The sequence below is a fragment of the Hahnella aquatica (SeqCode) genome, assembly GCF_965194505.1.
GTDB classification, from domain to species: domain Bacteria; phylum Pseudomonadota; class Gammaproteobacteria; order Burkholderiales; family Burkholderiaceae_A; genus Hahnella; species Hahnella aquatica.
The window spans coordinates 655,406-673,588 of the sequence record NZ_OZ239144.1; the positions used below are offsets into that span (position 1 = coordinate 655,406).

Below are 18,183 nucleotides of genomic sequence, written 5' to 3' on the forward strand. Positions count from 1 at the left end.
CCATGGGACTGCGCTTTCAGAAAAGAATCAAGATCCTTCCTGGCTTGCGTCTTAATGTGAGCAAGACCGGCATCTCTTGGACCGTTGGTACGCGTGGAGCAAGCGTTACTGCTAGGGATGGAAAGCTGACGGGAAACGTCGGCGTGCCAGGCACTGGCCTGTCTTATAGAAAACGCCTAGATCTACCCGACGCTGAGCGAGAAGAACCAGCAGTGACAGAACCAGCCAACCGCACCGGTTGGCTGTTAATTATTGTTTTTGTCGTTGGTGTACTTGTCGGACTGGCGCTTAAATGAGTTGTAGGTGTTCTCAATTTACAGCGTCTTTCCTTGCACTAGCCTTGTCGCTAAACGCGAGTGCAGTGTTTGCGGAATGGGTTCACTTCGGAACGGTAGCGGAAGATAACGACATCTACATTGATCACTCAAGACACGAGAGAGCGGAAAATCCTCGAATCTGGGTAATGTTTGATTCCAAAGACCCGGATGAAGATGGATCGAAGTCAGTGGTGCAGAAATACGAAGCCGACTGTGCGGGCAATAAAGTTCGCACGCTTGAGTTTGCGTATTTCGCGGGAAACATGGGATCTGGTCGTCTGATCCGAAAAAGCCAATCTTCCGGCCCCTGGGAGGCACCTGTTCCGAGATCGACGCTAAGTGGCATCGTTGACATCATGTGCGACCGAGTCTTTAGCGACAAGTATGCCCGCACCCCCAGTTGTCTGGATCACACTCAGCTGTAAAAATTTTTGACACTCAGCCAACTGGCTGATTTGCAGGTGAATACCTTTGGTGGATCATCTGAACTCACTAAGGAGAGTAGAGATGATTAATGATTTGAGCGTAGCAATTACCGTAGACAGAGATGAGCGCTGGGACAAGGTTCTGGCGCGCTTCGCTGCAATCGAAACCCAGCTGCAAGAGCTTTACTGGGAGGTGCTTGACTGCATGGACCAGGACGCACAGCCTCGGTCAAACCAGTAGCGGCTGACCTCCTACGCCACCACTCCCTGGGTTGTGGTGGGTCTTTGTCGGCCCGCAAACCCGCAAATCGAGCAGGCAATTAAACAAAGAGGCTCCATCAATTCGGCCCGGGGAGATCCGACCATTTAATGGGGCGCGCACTTAAGAAAACCTGCTCCTGTAGCGCCCATTCGCTTGGGAATGGTTTGAATAAATCCTTCATCGTTAAGTGTGGCGGATGCCGGCCTTCGACGATAGCCTCAACAACTCGCGGTGAAAGGGTTGCTAGTCTTGAGATTCGGCTTACAAACGACGGGCAGATCTTTTCCTTCTCGGCTATGTCGTAGATCGTGTGGTAGACGCCATCAAGCATTAATCGCTGCCATCTAAAGCCTCTTGCAATCGCCTTCACCATACTGTTGTCGACTTTTGCCTCCTTGCGCTCGAGGACTCTGGAGCCATCAGGTTTGATGATGATCGTTTTGACGCCCCGGCGATAAAAGTTCATCGCAATGTTGGTGGTTGTCATGCGGCCTCCAGCAAGTTTTCTCTCGGTCTAATCGTCTGATTAATTAGGGTTGCAATCCCATCGGTGGCCCACTCAATTGCGGCGCCATCCGGGCGAATCGTGATGCGGTGAATTAGGTGTTGAACAATCCGAGCTTGCTCAGCTGGAAACAGTTCGTCCCAGACTGCGTCGATAGACCGAAGTGTTTCGATCGCTTCGTCCTCTTCGATGTCTGGTCTAAGCCGCGTAACCTCGGCTACAGCCGCCGCAGTAATTTCAGGCAGCCGCAGGATCTCTTTGATCTTCTCCACGATCACGGCTTCAATCTCACCTGCTGGCAGGCGTTGTACTTCGCACGCCGCTGACCCAAGCTTGATGGCATCGGTGTTGATGTAATACCTGTAGTAGCGCTGCTTCTTGATCGTGTAACCCGGCGTAAAGCAACGCCCCTCTGCGGAGTATAGAAGCCCTTTTAAGAGGCAAGGCGCCTTCGAGTCACGCTGCGAGCTAGCCGCCTTCTTTTGCTTTTTCTCCCGATCTCGGGTGAGCGCAGTGTGCGCCTGATCCCAGAGCGCCTGGTCAATGATTGCTGGATGCTGGCCTGGAAAGTGTTGCCCCTTATAGGCGGCGATACCCAGGTACACGGGATTATTCAGAATTTTATAGATGTAGCCCTTGTCGACGAGCTTGCCCTTTCGCTCAACGCCCTTTGCGGTCGTCCATGACTTGGAGGTCACGCCTTTGGCGCGCAGGTCTTTCACAAGTGCGGCCATCGATCCAACTAGTGCGAACCTGCGGAAAATCTCCTCCACTAGTTTGCTTTCTGTTGGGTTGGGGACAAGCTTTCGCTCAGACACGTCGTAGCCTAGCGGCGGCATCCCACCCATCCAGATCCCACGTTGACGTGAGGCGGCGATCTTGTCGCGAACGCGCTCACCGGCGAGTTCACGTTCAAACTGAGCAAACGAGAGCAGGATGTTGAGGGTCAGCCGACCCATGGAGGTGGTCGTGTTAAACGACTGCGTTACGGAGACGAACGTGACCTTGTGCTCGTCAAAGATCTCCACCAGTTTTGCAAAGTCGGCTAGCGATCGAGACAGACGATCGATCTTGTAGACAACGATGATGTCTACAGCCCCTTTTTTGATGTCGGCTATCAAATGCTGTAACCCAGGCCGGTCCATGTTGCCGCCCGAGTAGCCACCGTCGTCATACCTCTCAGGTAGCTGGAGCCACCCTTCAGCCTTCTGGCTCAGGATGTAGTTTTCACAGGCATCGCGCTGCGCATCGAGTGAGTTGAAGTCTTGTTCGAGCCCCTCGTCGGTTGATTTGCGGGTGTAGATCGCACAACACAGTTTGCGTTGGTTCGTTGCCATCAGCCACCCCTTGAGCTTTGAAGGCCAAAAAATGCCCAGCCGTTACGGTTGGTGCCGGTGATCTCTTTGGCGATGCTTGAGAGCGATTTGTAGGGCTTGCCTTGGTAGACAAAGTGCTCATCGGCAACAGTCACCTCATGGGTCACTCCCTTCCAATCCCGAATGAGCCGCGTACCGGCGACTGGGCGGTTGTCTAGGCGACGCTTGCGCACGTGCCTTTTCCCGCCGTCTAGCTCATCTCCGAGCCGCTCGAGGCGTCGTATGGTTTCCCGCTTGAGTCCGCCCAGGGCGAGCTCCTGTATGCGGTAGGCAAGCCTGCTCTCAAGAAACTGGCGATTGAACTGCGGTGCTGGCTTTTGAAACAGCTGTTCCCACATCCGCCGCAGGTCGCTAATCGGGGCAGACTTAAGGGCGGCCACGCGGGCCAAGGTACTACTGAGCGTCATGGAGGTCCTCCTGGGTGGTCAAAACACCTGTACTAACGCTCTGTTCGGTCCGTTCAGCAAGTCCTTTCTGGCGCTCGATAAGCCGGACCACTGCCTGCGCTAAGAGGGCCCCAGTCACGGCCAAGTCGAGCCCATAGGGGCGGGAATTTTGATCTTTCATGCCGATTCATACGGCATTGAGCGCGATTTTTCCCGAGGGGTTGCTTTCGCCGTCATGAGCGGTTAGAATTTAGCCGTTACGCAATCGCGCATTGACGGAACGCTTAACAAAATCGGAGAAAGAGATCAAAATGGAAGAGTCGTTTGGACAGTACGTCCGGGGCCTGCGTGAGAGGGCTGGTGTCAAGCTGAATGAGTTTGCCAAGCAGCTTGAAATCAGCCCTGCTTACTGGTCACGGATCGAGAATGACCGCGAGAACCCGCCTAAAGATGATCTGATCAGTAAGGCCGCAGAGTTGCTGAAAGCGTCAAAGGATGAGTTGTTTATTTATGCGAGGCGACTGCCGCCGGACATGCAGGGCAATGTCGGGGAGGTGGTAAGGCTGTATCGAGCAAAACACAAGAATAAGTAGGAAAACGCATGAACCACTTGAAACTGAACTATAGACACAACCGTAATCACGAGCCGCATTTCATTAGCAACCAAGAAATTCGGGAGCATGCTGCGGAAATTCGGCAGCAGATGAATCTTGGTGAACGTCGCGGTATCACGCTCGATGATTTCAAACGCATCGAACGTCTGAGTGTGAACCGTGTCGACTACGACCTTTGGACTGACTTTGAGCATCCTGTAAGGGGCGATGATGGATCGCCCGTGTTGGGTGTGTTCGAATACTCACCTGAGAGTTGCGCCGATTCAGTCAGCATCAGCGTGGCGCCACCAGAGACGGATTCAAGTGGTTTTTTGGTTCTCTCGACATTTGCGCATGAACTGGGCCACGCTGTGTATGACGGCCCGGCTCTTATCGTCCGACACCAAAACCCTCCTTTGCTCGGGTTGGATGCAGGGGGTACTGCAGCCCGTGCGTTTCGTACGGTTGTTGATTCACAGGATCATTTGGGGAAAGTGGCGCAATCGATGCCCAAACATATTCAGTTTGCCGAGAATCGGGCAAACGAATTCATGGGGGCTCTTTTGGTGCCGAAGGATTTGCTTATGGAGGCCATTCTCGAAGAGGCACCGAAGCACGCCCTAGAGGTCAAGTATGGTGAAGAACATTTGTTTGCTGAGAGCCTGGACGGGTCAGCAAAGATCATGTGGTGCGAGGCGACGTATGACATGAGCCTTTGGTCGATCACTCGCGCAGTCGCTCCACAGTTTGGGGTTTCACCGTTGTTCATCGAAGTGCGAATGTTGAAGTACGGCATCATTCCGGGGGAGGGGCGGCCGAACTAAGGCCTAGTTGCAGTTCCAGGTGGCACCTGTCGGTGCCTTTTTTCAGATTAACTTGTTTAGCATTGACTAAACGCGCAAATGCAAAATGGATATGAATTCGAACCTCACCTCAGATTACCTTGATGCAGCCAAGCGCGCTGCGGCAGTCCGTACAGCAGGCCTCGCAAGACGCATCGCTTTAACGCCATCGGAACGAGAGGATGTGCATCAGGAACTGCTGCTTGACCTGATTGCACGTGCAGATGCCTTTGACCCGTCAAGGGGTTGTGCAAATACCTACACAGGGATGGTTTCTGAGCACCGCGCAGCAGAGCTTCTTGACGTCATGGTTAAAGAGCGAATTCGAATGCAGAGCTTTCCCACAGACACGGAGGCGGCTAACGACGCGGACATGTGTTCAGGGATTGAGCAACTCGCCTTCGAGTTTGGCTCGCTCTGGGGGCAAGACGACGATTTGTTTGCATGCACTGACACCGTCCATGACCTTGAGCGGGCGCTTGCATGCATGAGCCAAGAGCAAATGAGCTTGTGGCAACTGCTCGAGGCTTGCCAGGACCTCGCAGAGGCCTGTGCCAGATCCGGCGTTCCCAAGACCTCCTTTTACCGCCGAGTTGAGGAACTTCAGATGCATCTGCGCATGTTCGGCCTAAAAGTCGCCGCTTGACCCCCCCGTGGGAAAAAACTCAGTCCGTTCCGTATGAATCACCAACAACCCTAAAAACCAGTAACCGCTCAGGAGAAGGTCTTGCTAGTGCTCAATAAACCAAACCATGCCGATAGCAACGAATCGGATGTCAGCCATGAGGTAGCAAGGGCTGGCATGCGTGGGGTTTATGTGCCAGCAGAGCCAATTACAGAGGCGAGCCTATGTGACTGGATTGCATCCGCGCTTGTCGGGCAAAGCATTCAATTCCATGTGGGTTTACTCATGGTGGACCGAGCCATGGGCGGTGGCTTAACGCTCCGAGAGCGTAATCGACTCCATGCGGTCGCAAGACGCGCCTGGATCGCCTGTGAACTAGGTCTTGTTCACCTGTTTAGCAAAAAGATTTCAGAGGGGCGCTATCGCTATCTGGCTATGCGCTCTAGCACTCATCTGACGCCACCTGAAATCAGGAGCCGTCTCAAAACCGCCACCCCCACCAACCACGCCAACTGAAAGCGAGCTCCCATGACACCTGAGTCTGACGTGCTGGATGAAATTGGGCAGTTGTATGTCGCAGAGCTTGAGGGCCTGCCACTGTCCGAGATTGACCAGCTATTGAAAAAAACAAATCACACCAAGGAGACAGCCCGTCACTACGAGCAACTCCTGCAGTCTGAACTCAACCGTCGATTTGCAGAGCGGGCGCACGCCTTGCGCAAGGACGAGGGCAAGGATACCGGCCGGGTTCGGTTTGAAAACGATGGATATGTCGTTATCGCTGATCTGCCCAAACGCACTGAGTACGACCAACTGAAACTCCGTGATGCTGTTGAAGCACTGCGCAAGTGGGGCGAGGACCCGAACAACTACGTTGGTATCGAGGTTACGGTCTCCGAGTCGAAATACAACGCCTGGCCGCCAGCAGTGCGCGCGCTTTTTGAGCCTGCACGAACGCTAAAGACCGGCAAGCCCAGTTATCGGTTGGAGCAAATCGACGTTAGCCGTATGCCCGCCGCAGCCAATGACCCCCACTACGAAGGAAACCACTAATGGCCGTCACACTCGCACAGCTCACCCGAGCAGCACAACCTAAACCGCCACGCATCTTGATCCACGGTGTGGCAGGTGTCGGTAAGACCACTTTTGCCTCTGAGGCAAACAACCCGGTATTTATTCAGACCGAAGATGGGCTGGGCACCTTACCGGCTACCCACTTCCCCCTGGCACGAACCTACGAAGAAGTCCTTGAATCGTTGGGCTCACTCTATACAGAGGACCACGATTTCAAGACGGTCGTGATCGATAGCGTGGACTGGCTTGAGCCGCTCGTGTGGGCAAAAGCCTGTCGCGATAACGGCTGGAACTCGATTGAGGACGCGGGCTACGGAAAAGGCTACGTGGCTTGCCTGGGCCTGTGGCGCCAATACGTAGACGGGCTTAACGCGCTAAGAGATGAGCGGGGTATGGCGGTTGTCCAGATTGCACACACGGACATCAAGCGCTTTGATTCGCCCGAACACGATCCGTACGACCGCTACGTCATCAAGCTGCATACCCGTGCGGCCGCTTTGTTGTTAGAGCATTCCGATGTGGTGCTCTTTGCCAACTACCGCATCAGTACGGTTAAGGCCGATGTTGGCTTTAACAAGAAAGTGAACCGTGCAATGGGCTCAGGCGAGCGTGTGATCCACACCGCAGAAAAGCCAGCCTTTCTTGCAAAGAACCGCTATGGACTGCCAGAGACCTTGCCCCTTGAATGGCAGGCGTTTGCGCAGGCCATGCCCCCGAGCGTTCAACACATGTTGATTTCTACCCACGCAACCCCCGCCAACTGAAACTGAAAAAGGAGTATCGAAATGGCATCTCTAGGACAAACCTTTGACGCATCTTCCATTGAACCCAGCAATGGCTACGAAATCTACCCACCCGGCAAGTACCTCGCCCAGATCACACACTCTGAGATGCGCGTGACCAAGGACGGCAACGGCCAGTATTTGTATCTTGAGCTCGACATTTTGGACGGCCAGTACGCAGGCCGAAAGCTTTTCGATCGGCTCAACCTTGTAAACGCCAACCCCGACACCGTTCAGATCGCGCAGCGCACGCTGTCATCGATCTGTCGTGCGGTGGGCAAGCTCCAGGTTAGTAACTCTGAGCAGCTGCACCTGATTCCTCTGATTGCAGATGTACGTGTGCGTCCGCCAAAGGGCATGTATGGCGAGTCAAACTCGATTCGCTATCTGCCGCGCAGTGGTGCGGCCCAGCCCGTTGGCACCCCCGCTGCCGCCCCAGCACCAGTGGCAAGAGCAGGCGTGGTGGCAACGCCCAACGCACCGGCTGCCAACGGCTTGCCTTGGAAACGCCAGGCGTAAATGGGGATGCTTCATATGGCAGATACCTTCCACACCCAGGACCAGATTCGTATTCCTGAGACGGCACAAGCCTGCAAGGAGAGGCTTGCCGCTCTGCAGGGCGAAATCTCATCCATACGGATTCAGATCGCCACGACCGACATTCGTCGGCAGGCAGAGAAGAAAACACTGGATGCGGGTTGGTATCACAGGGCAAAGACAGCGCTTCGCTTAAAGCAACAGGAGCAGGCGCTGATCAATGCCCGCCTGGCGCAATTCAATACTGGCTGCGACAAGCCCCGGGAGAAGTTAAAAGACGCCATCATCGAGGTGGTTCGCTCTGACTTTGATGATCAGCAGTGGGCAAACCTGGTTCAGCGCGCAAAGCAGCTGGCTGATACCCAAGGGGCCAGTCATGGCTGAGTTACCAATCAAGCTTTGCGCAACGCGTGAGGCCATCTTCTCCGCGTATGAGGCCGATAGCCGTGACGGCTTTCGCAGTCACCTCGGCGCCTCGCTGATCGGAAAGCCCTGTGAGCGGGCGCTCTTTTACGACTTTCGCTGGGTGACGCGTGCCAAGCACGAGGGCCGGTTATTACGGCTCTTTGAAACTGGACAGTTGGAAGAAGCTAGGCTCGTGCTGAATCTTCGTCGTGTCGGTGCCACGGTGCTCGAGGTCGACCCAGAGACAGGGCGGCAGTTTCGTGTGCAGGCCCATGGGGGACACTTCGGCGGATCTTTAGATGGCGTGGCCATCAACCTGCTTGAGGCACCCAAGACGTGGCATGTCCTGGAGTTTAAGACCCACTCCAACAAAAGCTTTAACGATCTCGTAGCTAAAACCGTGCGCGAGAGTAAACCCCAGCACTTCGCACAGATGCAGATTTATATGCATCTCATGGGAATGACGCGTGCGATGTACATGGCGGTCAACAAAGACAACGACGATCTTTACATCGAGCGTGTGGAGGTCGACACGGAATTCGCCAAGGGATTACTTGCAAAGGCCGAGCGGATCATCTTTGCCAAAGATGCGCCTGCCCGTATCTCAGAGGACCCCGCTTGGTATCAGTGCCGTATGTGTGATCACGCAGCGGTTTGTCATGGCTCAAGCGCGGCGCCTTCAGCGGCCGAAATTAACTGCCGCACTTGCTTGCATTCAAGCCCGGTTGAGGGCGGCTGGCAGTGCGAGCGCCACCAAAAAAAACTAAGCGAGATGGATCAGCGCCAGGCGTGTGAGCACCACCTCTTTTTGCCATCGCTAGTCTGCGGCATCCAGGTGGATGCTGGCAGTCAGTGGGTGGAGTACCAGATGGCCGACGGCCGCTTATGGCGAGACGTTGGTATTCATAAGCAAACGCAACCGACCATAGGAGCAACCGTATGACACTCACTTTACGCCCGTACCAAGACGCCGCCATCAATGGCATCTACAACTACTTTCACGAAAGCACCGGTAATCCGCTTGTTGTGATTCCGACCGCCGGTGGCAAGTCGCTGGTGATGGCCAAGTTTGTAGAGGGTGTCTTAAAGAACTATCCCGATCAACGCATTCTGATCGTGACCCATGTGCAAGAGCTCATCGAGCAGAATTACAAGGAACTCATGCGCTTGTGGCCCGACGCCCCGGCCGGAATCTACTCGGCAGGCCTTAAGCAACGCGATATCCATGCACGTATCTTGTTTGCGGGCATTCAGTCCATCTACAAACACGTTTATGAAGTGCAGCAGTGTGATCTGGTTTTAATTGATGAAGCGCATTTAATCCCCCGAACCTCCAACACCCGGTATTGCTCCTTCCTGGCTGGGCTCAAAAGACTCAACCCCGATCTCAAAGTCATTGGGCTCACGGCCACCCCGTATCGCCTTGACTCTGGTCTTTTGCATGAGGGCGACGATGCCGTGTTTACCGACATCGCCTATGAGGCGACTGTGCGGGAGTTAATTGATCAGGGCTATTTGGCACCGGTCGTTTCTAAGAAGATGAATACCGAGCTTGACGTTACCGGGGTTCGGACCCAAGGCGGTGAGTTTGTCGCCAAGGAGCTTGAGGCGGCTGTCGATAAGGACAGCATCACGCAGGCGGCGGTCGACGAGATCTTGGAGTACGGCAAGACACGCAAGAGCTGGATTGTGTTTTGCGCCGGAGTGAAGCACTCCCACCACGTTCGTGATGCGATTCGCACTCGAGGCATCAGCTGCGAGACGATTGTGGGGGATACGCCAAGCCATGAGCGTGAGCGCATCATCGCTGACTTTAAGGCGGGCAAGATTCGCTGCCTAACAAACGCCAATGTCTTGACGACAGGCTTTAACGCACCGGCAGTTGATCTGATTGCGATGCTTCGACCCACCAAGTCGGCAGGTCTTTATGTGCAGATCGTGGGCAGGGGTTGCAGGCTTGCACCAGGCAAGACCGATTGCTTGGTTTTGGACTTCGCGGGCAACATCGCGCGCCACGGCCCCATAGATGCTGTAAAGCCTAAGCGCCCTAAAGGTGGTGACGATGGTGTTGCGCCCACGAAAGCTTGCCCTGATTGCAACAGTATTGTTCATGCATCGGTGCGCGAGTGTCCGGACTGCGGGCACATCTTCCCGCCACCACAGCTCAAGATCGATACCAAAGCCAGCACGCTGGATATTCTGAGTAACCGCAACTCGCAATGGGTGCCTGTCACTCGGGTGAGCTATGCCAAGCATGACAAGCCCGGCAAGCCCCCATCACTGCGAGTGGATTACTGGAGCGGCCTGGCTCACCACAGCGAATGGATCTGTATCGAGCACACCGGCTATCCACGGCAAAAGGCTGCCTCTTGGTGGGCTAATCGCGCACCGGGGCTGCCGCTACCCAAGCGGGTGGATGACGCATTGGCCTGCGCGCAACAGCTGAAGTGCCCGGCCGAGATCGCAGTGCGGTCATCAGGCCGCTACATGGAGGTTGTCGGGGCGCGCTTTCAGTGATCTGCGCGATATGTCGGCGGGCACCCCGAGGCTTTGGCTACGAGCCCGCCTTAACCAGACAAGAGGGGCCGCGCACGGAGTACTGCTCTATGCGCTGTCTTGATATTGGAAGCAGGCTTAAAGGAATGATTAACCCAAACAAACACGAACAGACGGCGCTTGCTGCTGCCAGTCGGGATGGTGGGATCTACGTGGAGCTCACTGGCAAAACGGATCTGGTGACCTGGACCGAGCAGGAGTGGGCGACGTTGATTGATGTGATCGTGACATCGTTTCAAGACTCCTTGCGGGAGTCTTATGGCGATGACCCACCGTTTTAAGGAGCCCCATGACAAACAACAACTACATGGCTCAGTTAGGGGCCACATTGGTCGATCGCGGCTATCCGATTCTGCCCATTCAACCCAACACCAAAAAGCCGGGCGTCTATCGCAAGGGCAAGTGGCACGAGTATCCCAAGTGGAGTCGGCACTGCGAGCGTGACACCACCGATAACGAGGTCGACATATGGGGTAACTGGCCGCAAGCAGGTATCGGCATTGCGGCTGGTCGAGTCATCGGCATTGATATCGATGTTCTGTTTTCAAAAGAAATCGCTGAAAAGATTGAGGGCTTGGCCAAGCGGCTTTTGGGCGACACCCCGGCGGTTCGCATCGGACATGCGCCCAAACGGCTCTTGGTCTACCGCGCAGCGCAGCCATTCTCCGGGTTTAAATACCCGCCTATCGAGGTGTTGGGCGTCGGGCAGCAGTTTATTGCGTACGGGGTACACCCAGATACAGGCAAGCCCTATGAGTGGCCCGTCACAACCCTGGCCGATCTCACACCGGACGAGTTGCCAGCCATTACAGAGGCCCAGGCGCGTGAGTTTGCCAAGCAAGCCTATGAACTCATACCTCCGGCGCAGCGACCCCAGACCTTGGTGGCCGGGCACACCGCAGTTAAAGAACAGGTGACACTGCCAGAACAACGGGGAACCTTTGAGGCGGTCGAAGATGCCTTACAACACATTCTTAATGCGGATCTCGATTACGACAGCTGGGTTCGGATTGGGCTGGCGATCAAGGGCGCGCTTGGAGATGAGGGCTGGCCGCTTTTTGATGCGTGGTCAGCTTCCTCAGGAAAGAACGACCCGAAGTTCACGGCAAAGACATGGCGTGGCTTTGCGCCTGATCGGATCGGGGCTGGAACGATCTATAAGCTTGCCCTTGATAACGGCTGGGAGCCTGCCGCCGATATTCGCCTAAACGGTGAGATCGTGGTCAACGGCCATCACCCGGCAAAGGAGTTCTTGCAGTCGTTACAGGCGGCAGATCCGATCACCATTGAGGAGCAGCAGTCGCTCCCACCCCCGCCAAAGCCTATGCCCGTGGGGTGGGATAAGGTGGGCGGAATCATCGCTGATCTGATGGCCTTTATGGCCGCTACCGCCAAACGTCCGCAGCCAGTGTTAGCGCTCGGTGCAAGCTTGTGTGCGATCGGCGCATTGATGGGGCGCAAGTACCGCACTGAGAGCAATACCCGCTCAAATCTCTATGTGGTGGGTATCGCGGAAAGTGGTGCGGGCAAGAATCACAGCCGTGTGGTGGTCAATGAGCTCTTTCGCAAGGCGGGCCTTCTGCAGTACTTGGGTGGCAATAAGATTGCCTCGGGCTCGGGGCTTTTAAACGCGATCCAACGCCAGCCTGCCATCTTGTTTCAGCTCGATGAGTTCGGCATGTTTTTGTCTGCAGCAGCTGATCGGAAACGCTCGCCACGGTATGTCTGCGAGATCTTGGATCTGATGACCGAGCTCTACACCACTGCAGGTACGACCTATTTTGGCATCGAGTACGCAAGCAATCAGCACAACAACTCCCACCGGGCGATTCACCAGCCATGCGCTTGCATCTACGGCACCACAACGCCCTTGCACTTTTGGCAGGCGCTACAGGCTTCTAACGTGGCCGATGGGTCGCTGGCGCGGTTTCTGATTATGGAGAGCGAGGAGGATTTTCCCGACAGCAATGAGCAGTTCGGTGTCATCGATCCGCCGCAAGACCTTATCGATCGGCTGATCTTGATTCACACGGGTGGAGGCGAGTTAAGCGGCAACCTGACCGATGTAGGTGCCATCGACGAGGTCATGGTGGACCCTCGAGTTGTTCCCATGACACCGGCTGCAAAGGCTGCATTTAGGCAGTTAGATGATGAGTTGGTGGCGAGACTCAGAACAACCCGGGGCACGGGCTACTCATCAATCTTGGCGCGTATTGAGGAAAACGCCACCAAGCTTGCCTTGATACGCGCTGTATCGCGTGACCCCATTGATCCGCAGATCGAAGATCACGATGCCCACTGGGGGATCATGCTCTCGCGGCACTGTGCTGAACTCACGATTCGTGAGGCTTCCGCTCGAGTCTCAGAGAACCTGGTGGAGTCAAACCACAAGCGGGCGCTGCAGATTCTGCGTGACGCAGGCCAAGCCGGGATGTCAAAAAGCGAGTTCACTAGGCGAACCCAGTTCATGGATCACCGCCAACGAGATGGGGTGCTGCGCACCTTGGCAGAGGCAAGGCTTGTGGAGTCGCTATTACTTCAAGCGAAAGGCAGGCCCACGCAATGGCTAAAAGTCATGTGAATCAATGGGTTGCGGGTGCAGCCCAGAGTTTCTTCAATTTCTTCAAATTTCAAGGCCACATCCTATATATACATTTTTAAAGTGGGTCCCTATACACACCTAAAAAGAGAAAAAGAAAAAGGTATCTATATTGAAAGAATGAAATATTGAAATATCTATAGACCCACCACCATGGGATCTAGGTTGAAAGAATGAAGTATTGAAATAAGTCGTTACACGTACCCGAACGATCTTCGGACGTGAAGGAGCCTTGTAGACCCTGACCCGGTGTGCAGTGGTGCTCCTCCAAGTCGCCTCGTGCACTTAAAGGAGGACACGCCCATGGGCATACGCACAAAGCTGCCGCCAGACAGCATCAAACCGGCCTTGGCAACGGAGTCATCACCGCTGGGCGTGATCTTGGCGCTTGACCTAGGACAAACGACTGGATGGGCTTTGCAGGCCAGCGGACTGACCCACTCGGGAAGTCACGGATTTAAGCCGGGACGCTTTGAGGGTGGTGGCATGTCGATGCTGCGCTTTAGCCGGTGGCTCACGGAGTTGCATGAACAAAGCGGGCCGATTGCCCGGGTTTACTTTGAGGAGGTTCGTGCCCACAAAGGCACGGCGGCCGCTCACACCTATGGTGCATTTCTAGGACAGTTGTCTGCGTGGTGCGAGGCCAATGGGGTTGCGTACCTGGGCGTACCGGTCGCAACCATCAAAAAGCACGCCACTGGCAAGGGCAACGCTGGCAAGGATCTCGTCATTGAGGCCATGCGGGCTAAGGGTTACCAGCCTACTGATGACAACGAAGCAGATGCTCTTGCAATCCTGCACTGGGCCATGGATCAGGAGGCAAGCCATGGGTAAAAAGCACCCTAAGCTTGTCCCTTTACCCCATGGCAGCGTCGTTGAACTGCCCGGCGGACGCGTAGCGCAGTGGGAGTCTTTAGAGGAGGATGGCACGAGCTATCGGACCGAACACTTCCGCTGCGTTGATAGCCTGGGCCTGCTTTTGAAAAACGGAGCGATCACGCAAGAGATGCACGATGCTGGGCAGGAGTTCAACCGTAACTTTGTCTACGCCCAACTCAACCCCGTGGGTTCGCCGCCGCTTGACCGTATCCCCGGTGGCCATTGGCAAGACACCATTACCGAGCGCGTAGCGTGGTCACGAAAGCGCTTAGGGCAAGCGCTGGATGCGGTGGGCGGGGTCTGCAGCCCGGGTGGGTGTGCGGTCTGGCATGTGGCCGGTCTTGGCCGAAGTGTTAAAGAGTGGTCTTTGCTTGAAGGTTGGAACGGACGCACACTGAATCAGTACGAGGCCAAAGGCATCTTAGTCGCAGCGCTTGGCATGCTTGCCGTTCACTACGGATATTCAACCCAAAGATAGAAACCTGTATTTTTCAGATGTTTAAATCTATTATTGAGTCGAAGCCGAAACCGCGATATCGAGTCTGTGAAAATTTAGGGAGCCGCATGCTGCAGAAATTCAAGCTCATCGCATACGTCCGTGCAATTAACTCAATAGGAGAGACGGGTCACTTTGACCTCGAAAAACCTTGTCAAGGTGAACTTGAGCCGACGGAAAAGGAAAAAGAGCTTTTCTTTGGTGAAAAATTCCGAGGACGGAAAGGCGAGAGCGAGCCCTGCGACTTCGTGGTCGTAGAGGTGATAGATATCGATTGTGTGCCCGAGCCTTTTTATCTCTCAGTAACAGAGGGCGGACGAGGTTCTGTTCGGTTGGGAAATTACGATAGTCCGGAGGACCTCAATCCAAGTTACCGTAAGTCTCCTTTAACTGGCCTTACGGTTAATTTTGAGATGTTGTCCGGCGAGGGGTTGGTTTTTTGTCAAGGAATTCGGTATTCACATGGTGTGGCGGCTAGCAAGTTTCGCTGGACAGCAAAAGAGTACATAGTGAAAAACGGCAAGGAGGAGATCTGGACTTTTCCGAAGTCGGATTGGGAACTTCATCTTTCGCCTGTCACCGGCGTCGATTATTTGGATCCTGATAACTTTCGGGACTCATTACCTGAAGTAACTTCTTGGTGAGTTACCGGCTTAGAAGAATATTTCAGTAAAGGGACGAAAATAGGCGCAGCAACTAACCTCGTTCAATTGGTACGTGTTTTTGCGAGCGAAATTTTTTAGCAAAAACCTTGACCGGTATATATCGATGATGTAGAGTTTCACTAATCGCTAAAAAAGCGCCCACTCGGATCAGCCCTGTGGGCGTTTGCGTTTCTGAATCCCCAAAACCCGCCCAAGGCTGCTTGCGCGGGTTTTTCTTTTTCCAAGGCCCTATGAACCCACTCAAGCTTGAGTACCGCTCTGTTGAGGCGTTGATTCCTTACGCACGCAACGCAAAGCAGCACCCCGATGCGCAGGTTGCGCAGATCGCAGCAAGCATTCGTGAGTTTGGCTGGGGCGCGCCAATCCTGGTCGATGGAAACAACAATGTCATCGCAGGCCACGGCCGCCTCATGGCTGCACGCAAACTAGGGATGGCTGAGGTACCTGTTGTCTCCATGGACCACCTCACGGACACGCAGCGTCGGGCTCTGATCCTGGCGGATAACAAGATTGGTGAAAACGCTTCTTGGGAAGATGAACTCTTGGGTATTGAGTTATCCGAACTGAAGGACGCAGGCTTTGATCTCGAACTCACGGGCTTTTCAACAGAAGAGTGGGAAGCGCTGATCGCAGGCGAAGAGACAGACAAAGATGGACTCACCGATGAGGACGCTGTGCCAGAGGTGGTGGAGACCATTTCGAAGCCTGGTGACTTATGGGTACTAGGCGAGCACAAGCTTTTGTGTGGCGATGCCACCAAGCTCAATGACTACAAGCGTTTACTGGGTGACGAGTTGGTCGACATGACCTTTACCGACCCTCCTTACAACGTGAACTACGCAAATACAGCAAAAGACAAGATGCGCGGCAAAAACCGCCCCATCTTGAACGACAACTTGGGCGATGGCTTTGAGCAGTTTCTCAAAGATGCTTGCGCCAACATTCTGGTTTACACCAAAGGCGCGGTTTACATGGCCATGAGCTCTTCCGAACTCGACACCCTGCAGAACGCGTTTCGTGCTTCAGGTGGACGTTGGTCGACATTCATTATCTGGGCAAAGAACACCTTTACCCTTGGGCGCGCTGACTATCAACGTCAGTACGAGCCAATCCTGTATGGATGGAAAGACGGCAACGACCATTACTGGTGCGGAGCGCGTGACCAGGGAGATGTTTGGAATGTGAAAAAGCCTGCGAAGAACGATCTGCACCCAACAATGAAACCGGTTGAGTTGGTTGAGCGGGCTATTCGTAACAGCAGCAAAACCAAGGATCTAGTCCTTGACCCCTTCGGTGGTTCAGGCTCCACACTCATTGCCTGTGAAAAGGCTGGACGCCGGGCCAGGCTCATTGAGCTTGACCCGAAGTACGTTGATGTCATTGTCAAGCGCTGGGAAGAGTACACCGGCCAAAAGGCTGCAAGGCCAGTCGCCTCGTCGGCCGACCCGGGTGAGCTGGCGCCTGCGACCACTTACTGACAGCCGGATAGGGCTTGGGGTATAAATAATGCCTATAACAAAAAAAGGCAAAAAATGGCCCAAGACTACGAAAGCGTCGTTCGAGATAACTACCGGCGAATGTCGACCGAAGAGCTTATTGAGCGAAAAGAGCGCGGTGGATTAACGGCTGAGGCAGCATCGATTCTTGACTCAGAGTTAGCAGGTCGCGGAGTAGCAGGTGAGGAGTACTCCTCAATACTCGAGAGTGTTAAAGCAGAAGAGAAGGCAATATTTGATCTTCCGGATGGGGTTGAAGGAAGAGACTTGGCGAGCCCCGGTATTCGGTTGGTGGCTCATTTCATTGACCATTTTGTCGCCCTTGGTTTGCTGCTTTTTTTGGCTTCAATGTCAGATGATCTGCTCTTGCTTGGCCTGCTTGCATATGTTGCGTATTACATATTTAGTGACGCACTGCCCGGTGGTAAATCGCTAGGAAAGCGAGTGGTCGGGATCAAAGTGATTGGTCTGAAGGGGTTGAAACCCTGTACGCCAGTTCAAGCGCTTCAGCGCAACATCCTCATGATGGTTCCTCTGGTCGGATTCTTGGACATGCTTTCGATCTTCGGTCGCCGATACCAGCGGTGGGGCGATAGATGGGCTGAAACAATCGTCGTTAAGTATCGCTAACCCAGGGCTTAGCCCTGAGCAGCGAGATTTTGTTTTTGACGTTAACTCAGCTAATCCGATATACGCGCTCGGCGTTACCGTCCTTGTTAGAGGTGATCACGAGACCGAGCTTTTTCTTAAACGAACCTGCAAAGGCACCCCGCACTGTGTGCTGCTGCCAACCGGTGGCTTCGCAGATTTGTTTGATGGTTGCTCCCTCCGGGCGCTTTAGTAGTGCGATGACCTGAGCCTGTTTGCTGTTTTCGCGCGTTTTGATTTCACCAGGTACTTTTACTGGCGAGCTTGGCGGATCAATGCCGAGCGCAGCGTAGGCTGCCTTGGTAAGGACGATGGCGCGCTTGCGTTGTGCAATCAGTCCAGCCTTGGTCAGGCTCTCAAGCGTCTTTGCTTTTGCGCCGCCTTTTAAGGTCTCCGGAAACCATTCGACCTTCCCGTCGTGATGCTCATGAGCGTGGGTGAGGATGGCCTGCTGGGTGGTGGTTAGTTTGTGGGACATGGCTACTTCCTTTTAGCGTTATGAGTGGTTTGATGTTTTGTTTTGTGTGCCAGCAAGTTGTCCGGCCTCAAAGGCTGCTTTGAGCGCAGCCTTTACACCCCAGACACTCACATCATGAAAGTCCAAGCTATCGCTGTGTTGCGTCTTTAATGTCTCAATTAGCAGATGCTCCTTGGCGATCTGTTCCAACTGTTGGTCTAGGTGATTAGCTTTCAAGGTTGACTCCTTTGATTGGTT

Annotated in this window: 25 protein-coding genes; 20 read left to right on the plus strand and 5 right to left on the minus strand. The window is 54.3% G+C overall.

The window, feature by feature from the left end:
• Positions 1-2 precede the first annotated feature (2 nt).
• The 3 genes from AC8GDA_RS03365 (at position 3) to AC8GDA_RS03375 (ending at position 983) form a co-directional block, all read left to right on the plus strand.
• Entirely contained in the window at positions 3-296 is a 294-nt protein-coding gene (locus AC8GDA_RS03365; RefSeq protein WP_506556896.1) for a DUF4236 domain-containing protein, read from the plus strand.
• Complete coding sequence (locus AC8GDA_RS03370; RefSeq protein WP_506556897.1) at positions 293-742, plus strand: surface-adhesin E family protein; 450 nt, start codon at positions 293-295, stop codon at positions 740-742. The genes AC8GDA_RS03365 and AC8GDA_RS03370 overlap by 4 nt, the downstream gene beginning before the upstream one ends.
• An 82-nt stretch (positions 743-824) precedes the next feature.
• Positions 825-983 carry a hypothetical protein gene (locus AC8GDA_RS03375; protein WP_506556898.1) on the plus strand — a complete coding sequence of 53 codons (159 nt, stop codon included), beginning with the start codon at positions 825-827 and terminating at the stop codon, positions 981-983.
• 97 nt (positions 984-1,080) lie between these two features.
• On the opposite strand, the gene AC8GDA_RS03380 is transcribed toward AC8GDA_RS03375, so the two are convergent.
• Genes AC8GDA_RS03380 through AC8GDA_RS03390 form a run of 3 tightly spaced genes read right to left on the minus strand, consistent with a single transcriptional unit; the run spans position 1,081 to position 3,292 of the window.
• Positions 1,081-1,491 (minus strand): hypothetical protein, encoded by a 411-nt coding sequence (locus AC8GDA_RS03380; protein ID WP_506556899.1) that lies wholly within the window; start codon positions 1,489-1,491, stop codon positions 1,081-1,083.
• The gene (locus AC8GDA_RS03385) at positions 1,488-2,846 is read right to left on the minus strand and encodes a recombinase family protein (RefSeq protein ID WP_506556900.1); all 1,359 of its coding nucleotides are present in this window, start codon (positions 2,844-2,846) and stop codon (positions 1,488-1,490) included. The genes AC8GDA_RS03380 and AC8GDA_RS03385 overlap by 4 nt, the downstream gene beginning before the upstream one ends.
• Positions 2,846-3,292: a DUF2924 domain-containing protein gene (locus tag AC8GDA_RS03390; protein ID WP_506556901.1), complete on the minus strand. Its 447-nt coding sequence runs from the start codon at positions 3,290-3,292 to the stop codon at positions 2,846-2,848. The genes AC8GDA_RS03385 and AC8GDA_RS03390 overlap by 1 nt, the downstream gene beginning before the upstream one ends.
• A 290-nt stretch (positions 3,293-3,582) precedes the next feature.
• Between AC8GDA_RS03390 and AC8GDA_RS03395 the strand changes: the two genes are divergently transcribed.
• The 17 genes from AC8GDA_RS03395 to AC8GDA_RS03475 all read left to right on the plus strand — a co-directional run bounded on the left by AC8GDA_RS03395 (position 3,583) and on the right by AC8GDA_RS03475 (position 17,450).
• Positions 3,583-3,864, plus strand: coding sequence for a helix-turn-helix domain-containing protein (locus tag AC8GDA_RS03395; protein WP_506556902.1), 282 nt, complete (start codon positions 3,583-3,585; stop codon positions 3,862-3,864).
• 8 nt (positions 3,865-3,872) lie between these two features.
• Positions 3,873-4,688 carry an ImmA/IrrE family metallo-endopeptidase gene (locus AC8GDA_RS03400; RefSeq protein WP_506556903.1) on the plus strand — a complete coding sequence of 272 codons (816 nt, stop codon included), beginning with the start codon at positions 3,873-3,875 and terminating at the stop codon, positions 4,686-4,688.
• Between the two features lie 85 nt (positions 4,689-4,773).
• On the plus strand, positions 4,774-5,352 hold the full coding sequence (locus tag AC8GDA_RS03405; protein WP_506556904.1) for a hypothetical protein: 579 nt from the start codon (positions 4,774-4,776) through the stop codon (positions 5,350-5,352).
• A gap of 81 nt (positions 5,353-5,433) precedes the next feature.
• A complete protein-coding gene (locus AC8GDA_RS03410) occupies positions 5,434-5,847 on the plus strand; it encodes a hypothetical protein (protein WP_506556905.1) in 414 nt (137 codons plus the stop codon).
• Positions 5,848-5,859: 12 nt separating this feature from the next.
• Entirely contained in the window at positions 5,860-6,384 is a 525-nt protein-coding gene (locus AC8GDA_RS03415) for a hypothetical protein (protein WP_506556906.1), read from the plus strand.
• Positions 6,384-7,169 (plus strand): ATP-binding protein, encoded by a 786-nt coding sequence (locus tag AC8GDA_RS03420; protein ID WP_506556907.1) that lies wholly within the window; start codon positions 6,384-6,386, stop codon positions 7,167-7,169. Before AC8GDA_RS03415 ends, AC8GDA_RS03420 begins: the two co-directional genes overlap by 1 nt.
• A gap of 21 nt (positions 7,170-7,190) precedes the next feature.
• Positions 7,191-7,706 (plus strand): DUF669 domain-containing protein, encoded by a 516-nt coding sequence (locus AC8GDA_RS03425; protein WP_506556908.1) that lies wholly within the window; start codon positions 7,191-7,193, stop codon positions 7,704-7,706.
• 15 nt (positions 7,707-7,721) lie between these two features.
• The gene (locus AC8GDA_RS03430; protein ID WP_506556909.1) at positions 7,722-8,108 is read left to right on the plus strand and encodes a hypothetical protein; all 387 of its coding nucleotides are present in this window, start codon (positions 7,722-7,724) and stop codon (positions 8,106-8,108) included.
• On the plus strand, positions 8,101-9,072 hold the full coding sequence (locus AC8GDA_RS03435; RefSeq protein ID WP_506556910.1) for a PD-(D/E)XK nuclease family protein: 972 nt from the start codon (positions 8,101-8,103) through the stop codon (positions 9,070-9,072). Before AC8GDA_RS03430 ends, AC8GDA_RS03435 begins: the two co-directional genes overlap by 8 nt.
• Positions 9,069-10,646, plus strand: a complete 1,578-nt coding sequence (locus AC8GDA_RS03440; protein ID WP_506556911.1) for a DEAD/DEAH box helicase — start codon at positions 9,069-9,071, stop codon at positions 10,644-10,646. The genes AC8GDA_RS03435 and AC8GDA_RS03440 overlap by 4 nt, the downstream gene beginning before the upstream one ends.
• 89 nt (positions 10,647-10,735) lie before the next feature.
• On the plus strand, positions 10,736-10,966 hold the full coding sequence (locus tag AC8GDA_RS03445) for a DUF6511 domain-containing protein (RefSeq protein WP_506556912.1): 231 nt from the start codon (positions 10,736-10,738) through the stop codon (positions 10,964-10,966).
• Positions 10,967-10,974: 8 nt separating this feature from the next.
• Positions 10,975-13,266, plus strand: a complete 2,292-nt coding sequence (locus AC8GDA_RS03450) for a PriCT-2 domain-containing protein (RefSeq protein WP_506556913.1) — start codon at positions 10,975-10,977, stop codon at positions 13,264-13,266.
• A gap of 321 nt (positions 13,267-13,587) precedes the next feature.
• On the plus strand, positions 13,588-14,118 hold the full coding sequence (locus AC8GDA_RS03455) for a crossover junction endodeoxyribonuclease RuvC (protein WP_506556914.1): 531 nt from the start codon (positions 13,588-13,590) through the stop codon (positions 14,116-14,118).
• On the plus strand, positions 14,111-14,641 hold the full coding sequence (locus AC8GDA_RS03460) for a hypothetical protein (RefSeq protein WP_506556915.1): 531 nt from the start codon (positions 14,111-14,113) through the stop codon (positions 14,639-14,641). Before AC8GDA_RS03455 ends, AC8GDA_RS03460 begins: the two co-directional genes overlap by 8 nt.
• A gap of 86 nt (positions 14,642-14,727) precedes the next feature.
• Positions 14,728-15,303 carry a hypothetical protein gene (locus tag AC8GDA_RS03465; protein ID WP_506556916.1) on the plus strand — a complete coding sequence of 192 codons (576 nt, stop codon included), beginning with the start codon at positions 14,728-14,730 and terminating at the stop codon, positions 15,301-15,303.
• Positions 15,304-15,554: 251 nt separating this feature from the next.
• Positions 15,555-16,802 carry a site-specific DNA-methyltransferase gene (locus AC8GDA_RS03470; RefSeq protein ID WP_506556917.1) on the plus strand — a complete coding sequence of 416 codons (1,248 nt, stop codon included), beginning with the start codon at positions 15,555-15,557 and terminating at the stop codon, positions 16,800-16,802.
• 54 nt (positions 16,803-16,856) lie between these two features.
• Positions 16,857-17,450 carry an RDD family protein gene (locus AC8GDA_RS03475; protein WP_506556918.1) on the plus strand — a complete coding sequence of 198 codons (594 nt, stop codon included), beginning with the start codon at positions 16,857-16,859 and terminating at the stop codon, positions 17,448-17,450.
• Positions 17,451-17,496: 46 nt separating this feature from the next.
• Here the strand turns inward: AC8GDA_RS03475 and AC8GDA_RS03480 are convergent, their stop codons facing one another.
• Entirely contained in the window at positions 17,497-17,946 is a 450-nt protein-coding gene (locus tag AC8GDA_RS03480) for a DUF3489 domain-containing protein (RefSeq protein ID WP_506556919.1), read from the minus strand.
• Positions 17,947-17,964: 18 nt separating this feature from the next.
• Complete coding sequence (locus AC8GDA_RS03485; protein ID WP_506556920.1) at positions 17,965-18,162, minus strand: DUF6900 domain-containing protein; 198 nt, start codon at positions 18,160-18,162, stop codon at positions 17,965-17,967.
• Positions 18,163-18,183 lie beyond the last annotated feature (21 nt).